This window comes from Claveliimonas sp. (assembly GCF_037273965.1).
GTDB classification, from domain to species: Bacteria; Bacillota; Clostridia; order Lachnospirales; family Lachnospiraceae; genus Claveliimonas; species Claveliimonas bilis.
In genome coordinates, this window is sequence record NZ_JAYAZJ010000126.1 from 1 (window position 1) to 5,211 (window position 5,211).

Here is a 5,211-nt window from a genome sequence, read left to right on the forward strand (position 1 = left end):
ACAATAGAAAAGAAGGGTAGAATATGCTGGAATATGATTTTAAACGTCCACAGCTGGAAGATAAGGAGATTATCACACATTATTTTAGACATCATACAAGCCGAAGCTGTGAACGGACTTTTGTGAATGTTTTCTTGTGGGCGAGATTTTATAATGTAACGTATGCAGTTATTGAGGATACACTGGTCTTTAAAAGCGAAGACGAAGGCAGGCTTGCATTTGCCTATCCGGCAGGTGAGGCGGACTGTGTAAGGAAAGCCATTGACAGGCTGGATCAGTACAGTAAGGAAAGGGGCAAAGCATTCTGCCTTTATAATGTGACTCCAGATAATTTTGAACAGTTGGAGAACTGGTATCCGGGAAGATTCCAGGTGGAGTACAATGAAGATCTGGCCGATTATGTATATGAGTCGGAGAAGCTCTGTACACTTTCCGGTAAGAAACTTCACGGAAAAAGAAATCACATTAATAAATTCAAAGCCACATACGAGGGAAGATGGAGCTATGAGCCGATTACAAAAGACAATGTGGAAGAATGTTTCCAAATGGCTTTGAAGTGGAGAAATCAAAACGGATGTAACGATGATCCGGAAAAAAATTCAGAGATGTGCGTTACTCTCAATTCCCTGCGGCTTTTTGAGGAGCTGGAATTAAAAGGAGGGCTTCTCCGTGTGGATAACCAGATTGTGGCATTTACTATGGGAGAGCCAATCTGTTCCGATACATTTGTTGTGCATATTGAAAAGGCATTTCCGGATGTTCAGGGTGCCTATCCGATGATCAATCAGCAGTTCGTAGAGCATGAATGTATGCAGTACAAATATGTGAACCGGGAAGAGGATACCGGGGAGGAAGGCCTTAGGAAGGCGAAACGTTCCTACCGGCCGGTGTTTATGGTAGAGAAAGGGCTGGTAACAGAGAAAAGCCCGGCAGATGTACAGTAAGGAGGAGATAGAATGATCGCAGATAAAATGAAAGGTATGGTGGCAAACAGTTCCGCTATCCGGGCAATGTTTGAAGAGGGCAATCGCCTGGCTTCCCTTTACGGAGCGGAAAATGTATATGATTTCAGTCTGGGCAATCCCAATGTTCCGGCACCGGAAGCTGTAAAAAAAGCCATCGTGGAGCTGGTGGAAGGTGAAGATCCCATTGCACTTCATGGATATACCAACAGTAACAGTGGTTATCCGGAGGTACGGCAGGCAGTGGCGGATTCTTTGAATGAAAGATTTGGGACATCCTTTGGCGAGAGAAATATTATTATGACAGTGGGGGCAGCCGGCGGTTTGAACGTTATTTTTAAAACGCTGCTCAATCCGGGAGATGAAGTCATTGCATTTGCTCCTTATTTTGGAGAATATCGTTCCTACACAAACAACTATGACGGCGTGCTGGTGGAAATTTCTCCTGATACAGAGACATTCCAGCCAAGGCTTCAGGAGTTTGAACAGAAAATCACTCCAAAAACGAAAGCGGTCATTGTCAATACTCCGAACAATCCTACCGGAGTGGTCTATTCAGAAGCTACCATTCAGAAAATGGCGGCTATTATGGAGGCAAAGCAGAAAGAATATGGAACAGATATTTATCTGATCTCGGACGAGCCTTACAGAGAGCTTGTCTATGACGGAGCAGAAGTACCTTATCTGACAAAGTATTATGACAACACCATTGTGGGATATTCCTACAGTAAATCCCTTTCCCTTCCCGGAGAGCGGATCGGATATCTGGTTATTCCCGATGAAGTGACAGACAGTGAAGAAGTGCAGTCTGCAGCCAATGTAGCTACGCGTATTCTTGGATTTGTCAATGCGCCGACGCTGCAGCAGAAGGTTGTGGCAAAATGCCTTAATGAAAAGACGGATATTTCTTTTTATAACAGAAACAGGGAAGCACTCTACGAAGGTCTGAAAGAATGCGGTTTTACCTGTATTAAACCGGAAGGGGCTTTCTATCTGTTTGTGAAATCACCGATAGAGGATGAAAAAGAATTTTGTGCGGCGGCTAAGAAATATAATATTCTCATGGTTCCGGGCAGCTCTTTTGCCTGCCCCGGCTATGTGAGACTGGCATACTGTGTAGCTCATGAGACGATTGTAAATTCTCTTCCGAAGTTTAAAGAGCTTGCAAAAGAGTATTTTTAAGAGGACAGCTATGAGCAGATTAGAAGAAAACATCCGAAAAGTCACACCTTACGTACCGGGAGAACAGCCCCAAAATAAGGTGATCAAACTGAATACAAACGAAAACCCCTATCCGCCTTCTCCGGAAGTGGACAGGGTGCTTGGAGAAGTAGACTCCGGGGATTTCCGGCTTTATCCGGATCCTTCCTGCAGTATTCTTGTAAAAGCTCTTGCAGATTGTTACGGAGTAGGAGAAGACCAGATATTTGTAGGCGTAGGGTCAGATGATGTACTGGCAATGTGCTTTTTGACCTTTTTTAACTCGGGAAAGCCAATCCTTTTCCCGGATATTACCTATTCTTTTTATAAAGTATGGGCTCAGCTGTACAGCATTCCTTATGAGTGCCCGAAACTGAATGAAGAGTTCCGGATCGTAAAGGAAGATTATTACAGGGAGAACGGCGGCGTTATTTTCCCGAATCCAAATGCACCGACGGCTGTTTATGAGGAGTTGGATTTTATAGAAGATATTCTGGAACATAACCGGGATGTTGTTGTGATCGTGGATGAGGCCTATATTGATTTTGCCGGCAGATCCGCTATAGAACTGATAGAGCGCTATGATAATCTGGTAGTGACGCAGACTTTTTCCAAGGCCCGCTCCATGGCGGGAATGCGGATCGGCTATGCTATCAGCAATCCGAAACTGATCCGTTATTTGAACGATGTAAAATATTCTTTCAATTCCTATACGCTAAACAAGGTAGCTCTTGTATGTGGAGAGGCTGCGGTAAAAGATCAGGAATATTTTGAAAATACGGTAAAAAAGATTACAGATACAAGGGAAAAGACAAAAAAAGAACTTGCAGATCTTGGATTTTCCTTCACAGATTCAAAAGCAAATTTCATTTTTGCATCTCATCCTGAATATGATGCAAAAGAGATGTTTGATGCCATGAAGGAGCAGGGAATTTATGTACGGCACTGGGACAGTGAACGGATCAGCCAGTACCTGCGGATTACTATTGGTACAGAAGAAGAAATGCAGAAATTATTTGAATTTTTGAAAAAATATATGCAGAAATAAGGAGAAGAGACTTATGTTAAAAGCAGTGTTACAGGGAATAGTAGTGGGAATTGCCAATATTATTCCGGGAGTCAGCGGCGGGACTATGATGGTTGCCATGGGGTTATACGATAAGCTGATCCACGCGATTACACATTTAAAAAGTGAGTTCCGGCAGAGTATGAAACTGTTGCTGCCAATTTTTATCGGTGCAGGGCTTGCTATCGTGATTTTGTCCAGGGTATTTGAGTTCCTTTTGGAGAACTACCCGATTCCAACAAACTTTGCATTCTGCGGACTGATTGCCGGCAGCCTGCCTTTTATTTTTCAGAAAGTAAAAGGTCATTCCGTCACAGTAGGAAAAATAATTCCTATGGTGATATTTTTTGCTGTTGTTATTTTGATGGCTGTTATGGGAGAAACCGGAGGAAAGGAAGCGGATGTAAGTTTTACTCTTATTAATGTAATTAAGCTTCTTCTGGTTGGGATCATTGCAGCAGCGACGATGGTAATTCCGGGAGTCAGCGGCTCTATGATGCTTATGCTTTTAGGGTATTATGATACTATTTTAAGAACTATTAACAAATTTATCGACGCGGTTTTATCCTTTGACATTAACAGTATTCTGGTACAGTGCGGTATCCTGATTCCATTTGGTATCGGTGTAATTTTCGGAATTTTCCTGATTGCCAAATTGATTGAATTTATTTTCATGAAAGCGGAGATCCACGCATATTATGCGATCATTGGACTCATTGTGGCTTCGCCTATTGCAATTCTTTTAAAGATAGACTGGAGCGGTTTTTCAGTTATGACTTTGGGGGCAGGAATCATCTCCTTTATTGCCGGATGGTTTGTGGCAAGTAAGCTTGGCGGTGAATAGAAAATGCCGGAGGCCCAGCCTGCAGATTCTAAGAGGAAAAGATATGAAGTGTAAATATTTTGCGGCAGTTTTGATCTCTGCTTTTGCGGTCGTCAGTTTTAGCGGCTGTTCTTTCCCAAGGTCGTTTGATGAGACAGAAAGCGGTACGGCAGCAGGGGAAGGAACAGCGGAAGCAAAGGAAAAAACACAGGAAAATATGCAGGAAGAAGAAAACGAAAAAGTAAAAATTGGTGTATCTTTTGATTCCATGGAGCAGGAACGCCGCGAAATAGAGCGGACAGTTCTGGAAGATACGGTTCAGAAGCTGGGAGCCCTGGTGGAGATCCAGAGCGCCGAAGGGGACATAGAAACGCAAAAAGAGCAGATCCGGCAGTTTACAGACGAAAGCGTCAATGTGATCATTGTCGCTGCTGTGGACAGCAGCGCATTGGAAGCAGAAATCCGCGATGCAAGAAACCAGGGGATTCTGGTAGTTTCTTATGAACGGCTGATCCAGGGAGAACAGACAGATCTCTTTGTGGCAGCAGACAGCCGGATGGCAGGGGAACAGATTGCCGATGAAATCAAAAATCAGCTTCCGAAAGGGGGAAGTATTCTGCTTGTATGCGGGCCGGAGAACGACCGGAGCAGCCAGAATACAGCAGATACTCTGGAAGAGGAATTGGAGGGAAACTCCTGGGAGATTGCTTACAGAGGATGCGCCGCTTCCTGGAGCGGGGAAGATGAAAAGCATGCTGTAGAAGAGGCTTTTCAAAATGCAGGAAAACAGGCAGATGCAATTGTATGTGCAACAGACCGTATGGCCGGCATGGCGGCTGAAATCCTGGAAAACGAGCAAAGAACAGGCGAGATGGCAGTCATCGGACAGAATGCAGATTCTGACGCCTGCAGACGGATCCGGGAGGGCACACAGGCAATGACCATCTATATACCGGCGGAAGAGCTGGCCGAAAAGGCAGCTGAATACGCAGTTCAGATGGCGGAAGGCGGTAACTTTTCCGAAACGATTACAGAAGAATACGAACTGGTCGGAGAGGAAGAAGAATTTATGGTGCCATGTTACAGAGCAGAAACATTGGCTGTTACGGAAGAGAATCTAAGCAAATTGGGACGTAACACTTTTTAAAAGTGTTACGTCC

At 44.2% G+C, this 5,211-nt stretch carries 5 protein-coding genes; all 5 read left to right on the forward strand.

Going from position 1 to position 5,211, the window contains the following annotated elements; genetic code table 11:
- Window positions 1-23 precede the first annotated feature (23 nt).
- From WJ238_RS11135 to WJ238_RS11155, 5 genes are read left to right on the forward strand one after another with little or no spacing between them, the layout of a single operon-like run.
- Entirely contained in the window at window positions 24-944 is a 921-nt protein-coding gene (locus tag WJ238_RS11135) for a DUF2156 domain-containing protein (RefSeq protein WP_316269157.1), read from the forward strand.
- Window positions 945-956: 12 nt separating this feature from the next.
- Window positions 957-2,144: a pyridoxal phosphate-dependent aminotransferase gene (locus WJ238_RS11140; RefSeq protein WP_230105645.1), complete on the forward strand. Its 1,188-nt coding sequence runs from the start codon at window positions 957-959 to the stop codon at window positions 2,142-2,144.
- Window positions 2,145-2,154: 10 nt separating this feature from the next.
- On the forward strand, window positions 2,155-3,210 hold the full coding sequence (hisC, locus tag WJ238_RS11145; protein ID WP_230105646.1) for a histidinol-phosphate transaminase: 1,056 nt from the start codon (window positions 2,155-2,157) through the stop codon (window positions 3,208-3,210).
- A gap of 13 nt (window positions 3,211-3,223) precedes the next feature.
- Window positions 3,224-4,072 carry a DUF368 domain-containing protein gene (locus tag WJ238_RS11150; RefSeq protein WP_337606963.1) on the forward strand — a complete coding sequence of 283 codons (849 nt, stop codon included), beginning with the start codon at window positions 3,224-3,226 and terminating at the stop codon, window positions 4,070-4,072.
- A 43-nt stretch (window positions 4,073-4,115) separates the two neighbouring features.
- The gene (locus tag WJ238_RS11155; RefSeq protein ID WP_337606965.1) at window positions 4,116-5,198 is read left to right on the forward strand and encodes a substrate-binding domain-containing protein; all 1,083 of its coding nucleotides are present in this window, start codon (window positions 4,116-4,118) and stop codon (window positions 5,196-5,198) included.
- Window positions 5,199-5,211: the final 13 nt, after the last annotated feature.